Annotated in this window: 6 protein-coding genes; 1 reads left to right on the forward strand and 5 read right to left on the reverse strand. The window is 33.9% G+C overall.

Translation table 11 applies throughout. The annotated features are described in order from the left end of the window. Positions 1-123 precede the first annotated feature (123 nt). Entirely contained in the window at positions 124-1,380 is a 1,257-nt protein-coding gene (gene ahcY, locus AB1410_09450) for an adenosylhomocysteinase (GenBank protein ID MEW6456919.1), read from the reverse strand. A gap of 14 nt (positions 1,381-1,394) precedes the next feature. Next, positions 1,395-2,546, reverse strand: a complete 1,152-nt coding sequence (gene metK / locus AB1410_09455; GenBank protein MEW6456920.1) for a methionine adenosyltransferase — start codon at positions 2,544-2,546, stop codon at positions 1,395-1,397. 199 nt (positions 2,547-2,745) lie between these two features. On the opposite strand from metK, the gene AB1410_09460 reads away from it, so the two are divergent. After that, complete coding sequence (locus tag AB1410_09460; GenBank protein MEW6456921.1) at positions 2,746-3,201, forward strand: cbb3-type cytochrome c oxidase subunit I; 456 nt, start codon at positions 2,746-2,748, stop codon at positions 3,199-3,201. A 99-nt stretch (positions 3,202-3,300) separates the two neighbouring features. Here the strand turns inward: AB1410_09460 and AB1410_09465 are convergent, their stop codons facing one another. The 3 genes from AB1410_09465 to AB1410_09475 all read right to left on the reverse strand — a co-directional run bounded on the left by AB1410_09465 (position 3,301) and on the right by AB1410_09475 (position 5,829). Continuing rightward, positions 3,301-4,107, reverse strand: coding sequence for a hypothetical protein (locus tag AB1410_09465; protein MEW6456922.1), 807 nt, complete (start codon positions 4,105-4,107; stop codon positions 3,301-3,303). A gap of 122 nt (positions 4,108-4,229) precedes the next feature. Beyond that, positions 4,230-4,718 (reverse strand): inorganic diphosphatase, encoded by a 489-nt coding sequence (locus tag AB1410_09470; GenBank protein ID MEW6456923.1) that lies wholly within the window; start codon positions 4,716-4,718, stop codon positions 4,230-4,232. Positions 4,719-4,941: 223 nt separating this feature from the next. Then, a complete protein-coding gene (locus AB1410_09475) occupies positions 4,942-5,829 on the reverse strand; it encodes a PLP-dependent cysteine synthase family protein (protein ID MEW6456924.1) in 888 nt (295 codons plus the stop codon). Between the last annotated feature and the right edge of the window lie 183 nt (positions 5,830-6,012).

The raw sequence follows: 6,012 nt of genomic DNA on the forward strand, positions 1-6,012 counted from the left end.
TAGCAAACGCATAAAATATTGTTACATGTAGGGCAAGGCTTTAGCCTTGCATTAAGCAACCCCCGAATCAAGTTCGGGGCAGGCTCTAAAGGGTTGCCCTACAATTTATTTAATGCGTTTGTATTAAGTTCCTTCTTTCCATTCCTTAAGATAATTTATCTGTTCTATGGTTAATGTATCAATTTTTATTCCCATCGAAGAAAGCTTAAGAGAAGCGACTTCCTCATCTATTTCCCTCGGAACAGGATAAACTTTCTTTTCTAACTTCTTGAAATTCTTGGATATATATTCAACACAGAGGGCCTGATTTGAAAAACTCATATCCATTACAGCTGCAGGATGTCCTTCTGCTGCAGCTAAATTTATTAACCTTCCTTCTCCGAGTAAAAATATTTTCTTTCCATTTCTCAATGTATACTCCTCTACAAATTCTCTGACTTTTCTTTTTGATTTACTTATCTCCTCCAAAGAGTTCAAATCTATTTCAACATTAAAGTGTCCTGAATTGGCAACTATCGCACCATCTTTCATTTTTAAAAAGTGCTCTTTTCTTATCACATTTTTATTTCCAGTAACTGTAACAAATACATCTCCTATTCCGGCAGCTTCATCCATCGACATAACTTCAAAACCATCCATTAAAGCCTCTAAAGCTCTAAGGGGTGATACTTCAGTTATAATCACATTAGCTCCTGCGCCTTTTGCTCTCATAGAAACTCCTCTTCCGCACATTCCATACCCAGAGACAACGAATCTTTTTCCTGCGAGGAGAATGTTTGTGGATCTGAGAATTCCATCAACCGTGCTCTGGCCTGTTCCATACCGATTATCAAAAAGGTGTTTTGTCATAGCATCATTAACTGCGATTATTGGGTAGTATAAAACTCCCTGCTCTGCCATTCTTTTCAATCTTGTAACACCAGTGGTTGTTTCCTCCGTTCCACCCACAACATTCGACAGGAGCTCTTTCCTCTTTGAATGAATTTCAGTAACAAGGTCAGCTCCATCATCCATAGTAATCATTGGTTTCAAATCTAAGGCGTAGTTTATGTGTTCGTAATAAGTATTGTTATTTTCTCCCTTTATTGCAAACACAGGTATTCCTAAATCCACTACTATTGAGGCAGCTACCTCATCCTGAGTCGATAATGGGTTAGATGCGGTAAGAACGAGAGCTGCGCCACCCTCTTTTAGGGCTTTCATCAAATTTGCAGTTTCTGAAGTAACATGCAAGCAAGCAGAGATTTTCACTCCTCTGAGAGGCTTATCTTTTGTAAACCTTTCTCTTATTTTTTTTAATACCGGCATGTGTCTTTCTGCCCACTCTATTCTCAGTTTTCCATCCGAAGCCAAACTTTTATCTTTTATATCATATTTCATTTTCAAACCTTAATCTATTTTAGGCCTGCTTCTCTTTTGAGTCTTTCAGCCTTATCAATTTTCTCCCATGTAAAATCTTTGTCATTCCTTCCAAAATGCCCGTATGCAGCTGTTTTCTTGTAAATCGGCCTTCTTAAATCTAAACTCTCGATCATTCCTAATGGAGTTAACTTAAAATTTTCTCTTACGATTTCTACGATTTTCTTATCTGGTATTTTACCTGTCCCGTAAGTGTCAACCATAATCGAAACAGGGTCTGCAACTCCTATCGCATAAGCAAGCTGAACTCCAACTTCATCAGTTATTCCCGATGCAACAAGATTCTTTGCAATGTATCTTGCCATGTATGCTCCTGAGCGATCCACTTTAGTAGGATCTTTCCCTGAGAAGCATCCTCCTCCATGAGTTGCCTTCCCTCCGTATGTATCAACCATTATTTTTCTTCCTGTAACCCCTGTATCAGCCATCGGCCCTCCCATCACAAATCTTCCTGTGGGGTTAATGAAAATTTTTGTTTTCTCATCTCTCATTTGTTGGGAAATTGCAAATTCAATAACATGTTCAATGATGTCTTCTCTTAACTCTGATTGAGTTACAGCAGGTGAATGCTGGGCAGCTATTACGATTGTGTCAACTCTAATGGGTTTTCCATTTTCGTATTCCACTGTAACCTGACTTTTCCCATCAGGTCTTAAATATTCAAGAATCCCTTCCTTCCTAACCTGTGATAATCTCTTGACGAGTTTATGGGCAAGCATTATTGGCAATGGCATAAGCTCATCTGTCTCTCTGCAGGCGTACCCGAACATCATTCCCTGGTCTCCAGCTCCACCCACATCCACTCCCATAGCAATATCTGGAGCCTGCTCATGAATTGAAGAAATGACAGAACACGTTTCAAAATCAAAACCAAATTTTGCTCTTGTGTATCCAATCTCCATGATCGTTTCTCTAACAATCTTGTGTAAATCCACATATCCTGAAGTTGTTATTTCCCCTGCTATAAAGACTAACCCAGTGGTAACAAGAGTTTCACACGCAACTCTTCCATCTGGATCCTGCTCTAATATTCCATCTAAAACAGCATCGGAAATCTGGTCAGCAATTTTATCAGGATGACCTTCGGTTACTGATTCTGAGGTAAATAAATGTCTTTCTTTTGTCATAAACCCTCCTAAAAATTAATAACTCTTATACCACAGCCACTGATAAAAAACAACAGAAAATACCTTTGAAGAAGATCATGAAACAAAAAAGTTCATAGAAATAATGGTTCTTGACATTCGGTATTTTTTCAATTTAATTAATAATTTAAAATTTAATACTCAGGGTTAAAGGAAAGGGGAATTAAAGGAGGGAAAAAAGATGCATACAATTGTTAGATATTATATTAAAACAAGCATTGTATTTTTGTTTACTGGGATAATCTCAGGGTTTTACATGTTAATAATAAAGGAAATTCCCGGGCAATATCCTGACTCTCAAATTATCACAGCCCATACTCATGTAATACTTGTAGGATTTGTAATGATGATGATATTTGGAGTTGCTCAATGGATGTTTCCAAGGCCTTCAAAAGAAGATAAACATTACAGTCCACAGCGAGCTTTATTTATCTTCTGGCTTATGGCAATCTCAATTATCATAAGAACTATTTCAGAAATATTAAATTCCTTTCTAAGTTCATTTGTTTTAAGTGGATTGATAATTCTTGGCTCCCTCGGCGAAGCTACAGGAATAATTTTATTTTTTTACAATATGTGGACAAGAATCCGTCCAGTAGGAAGTCATATAAGGGAGGCAGAGGGAGAAAAGTTTTAACTTTTTATAAATAAATCTATTAAAATTGAAAGGTTACAAATGAAATTTAATGCAAAATATAAAAAAATAGAAAAAATTCCAATAAAATTCTTGTAAACATCACTTAATAAAAAAATCAGTTCCTAAATCATTTAAAATCTCATAATTTTCATATCTCATCTCTACTCTGTATCTTTTTTTAAAAAGTAAGAATTCAACAAAAAAAGTAAATTCAATTTCTTTTGTAAGGTAAAGATCTTTTAAAGATTTTTCATTTAAGATTCTAAAACTCATTGATTTTATCTTTGGAGGATTTTTTGCTGGTTTCCCCTCCATAGAAATCATCTGATTGCTATCGATTTCGATCCAACAGATTCCATCAATTATATCCATATTTTCTTCCAAAGGTTCCATTTTAATTTTCCAGCATTTATGACCTTCTTTTATATCTTCGCCAATTATTGTTAGTTTATATTTTTTTAATTTATCAGATGTAAGACTCACCGAAAAACTTTCTCTCTTTTCTTTTTCTTTAATAAGACCGAGTGTCTTTTTATTTTGCTCAATACTGACCTTGTTCAATTTCTCCTGCTGTTTCTGAATTTTATCTTTAGATAATGGCTTACCACCCTCGATAATTGATTCTATTGTTTCTTTTAAAAGCCTTCCTTTTTCTAAATATTTTACAATCGTCAAATAAGTTGTTGTTCGAACTTCTTTCACATTCCAGTTCTCATCAAGATCTTCCATTATTTCTACTCTTTTACATCTAATAGTGTTTAATTCTTCTCTCACATTTTTCTGTAATTCTAAAGATTTTAAGATCAATTGTTCAGGAGAAACACTCTTATTTTCAGATGCATACAACCCCAAATTTAATAGGATAATAGAAATTAATAAAAATATTAAATTCTCTCTTCTTATCATAATAATAAGCTCCTCCTTCATTGATATTCAGATTATACTGCAGAATTATTTTTGCATATAAATAATAATGAATAAAAAAGAAAAACCTTTATTTTAAAACTCTAACCTGATGAGAAAAATTATTATTTTTTAAATCTTTCCTGAGCTTCTTTAATTATTTTTTTTGCTGAATCCACATCTTCCCATCCTTCAACTGCGGTTTTCTTCTTTTCTAATTCTTTGTAAACGTCAAAGAAATGTTCAATTTCAATCAGAAGGTGCGGAGGGACATCAGAAAGATTATTTATATAATTCCATTGTGGGTCATTCACTGGAACACAGAGAATTTTATGGTCAAGTCCCTTTTCATCTCTCATCTTGAAAAGACCGATGGGCTTTGCCTCAATCATGCAACCTGGAAATGTAGGTTCACCCAATAATACCAATGCATCGAGAGGATCCTCATCTTCTGCTAAAGTCTCTGGGATAAACCCATAATCACTTGGATAATGCATTGATGAAAAAAGCATTCTATCAAGCTTGAAAACTTTCTTGTCTTTATCAAATTCATATTTGTTCCTGCTTCCCTTGGGTATCTCAATTATTACCAATACAATTTCAATTTTATTCATTTTCTCTCCCTTCTTGATTTATAATGTATTTTTTTATTAAAGACAATATTCAAATATTGATATAACTTATCTCCTTGATGTTTCTGAACTCCAGTTATATTGTTTTATTTTTATTAAATTATTTCAGAATCTTCAAGAATGATTATATCTCTTTTTTTCAATTCTTCCATGAATTCAACATAAATTTTTTTCCTCTATGCAATCCTCAGGAGATACTATTCCTTCAGGAGGTACTAATATATCTATCTCCTCTATCAGCAAAGACAACTACTATGTTTCCTTTCTTGATTTTATTGGAAATTCTAAGCGCAGCATAAAGAACAGCTCCTGAGCTAATGCCTACAAACAATCCCTCTAACATCGAAATCTTTTTTGTAAACTCAAATGCTTTATCATCAGGAACTCTAATATTTTCATCAATATAATCCATTTCAAGTATTGGAGGAATATATGAGCCATTCAGATGAAGAAGCCCCTCTATTTTACTTTCAGGTTTTTCTGGTTCTACTGCTATAACTTTAATTTTATCACTGTATTTCTTTAATCTCTTTGCTATCCCCATTAAAGTTCCTCCTGTTCCGAGACCTGCAACAACAGCACTGATATCACCACCTGTCTGTTTCAATATTTCTTCGCCGGTTCCTGAATAATGAGCTTCTACATTTTTAGAATCTCCGTTCTGGTTTAAATAATAATAACTTTCAGGGTCTGATTCCAACAGAGATTCCACAGCTTTAATGTGACTATGAGGAACATCAGCTGGAGTAAGAACAAGTTCTGCCCCCCAGTATTTAATCATTTTTCTCCTTTCGATACTTTTATTCTCAGGCATAAATATCTTTACTCTATATCCTTTTACTGCTCCAAACATCGCCAGTGAAATTCCTGTATTTCCACTTGATGCTTCAACTATGATTTTCCGTTTATTCAACTTTCCTTCCTTTTCACCATTTTCAATTATGGATTTAACGATCCTGTCTTTTAGAGAACCTGAAGGATTGAATCCTTCAAGCTTGGCAAGAATTTCAATATCTCTGGAAGGTTTAAAATTTTTCAATCTTACCATAGGTGTATTTCCAATTAAATCAATTAAATTTGGATGAACATTCATTTTAAATATGAGAATTTATAACCTTTTAATTATTAAGTCAATACTTGATTATGGGCTTGTCAACTAAAAATTAAAAATGGACTATTATTCAATGATTTAAAGTTTAAAAGTGGACTTTTTGGACACGCTATGATTTAAACCTTCTTTCGATAAAGGAGGTTTAAATTATGGCTAAGCAACTTC

The organism is Acidobacteriota bacterium (assembly GCA_040756905.1).
Taxonomy (GTDB): domain Bacteria; phylum Acidobacteriota; class Aminicenantia; order JBFLYD01; family JBFLYD01; genus JBFLYD01.